1 protein-coding gene is annotated in these 317 nt (G+C 66.9%); it reads left to right on the top strand.

Annotated features, from left to right (window positions below; translation table 11 throughout):
* On the top strand, positions 1-317 hold a 317-nt coding region (locus JMJ56_RS33410; protein WP_202836157.1), incomplete at both ends, for a response regulator transcription factor.

Here is a 317-nt window from a genome sequence, read left to right as displayed (position 1 = left end):
CGGGAGTTCTGCGCCAAGCTGCGCCGGGCCGGACAGCGCATGCCGGTGATCATGGTCACCGGCGCCGATGCCGAGCAGGATGTGGTCCGCGGCCTCGATGCCGGGGCGAATGACTACCTGGCGAAACCCTACCGGCTGCCGGAGTTGCTGGCACGGGTGCGGGCGCAGCTGCGGGTGTTCGACAACTCCGAGGATGCCACCTTTCTGATCGGCCCCTATGTCTTCCGTCCCAGCCTGCGGCTGCTGCAGGAGACGGCCCGCAACCGCAAGATCCGGCTGACGGACAAGGAATGCGCGATCCTGAAGTTCCTCTACCG

Source organism: Belnapia arida, assembly GCF_016773205.1.
GTDB lineage: Bacteria > Pseudomonadota > Alphaproteobacteria > Acetobacterales > Acetobacteraceae > Belnapia > Belnapia arida.
Note: the sequence above shows the minus strand (reverse complement) of the source record. Positions and strands in the feature narration are given on the sequence as shown.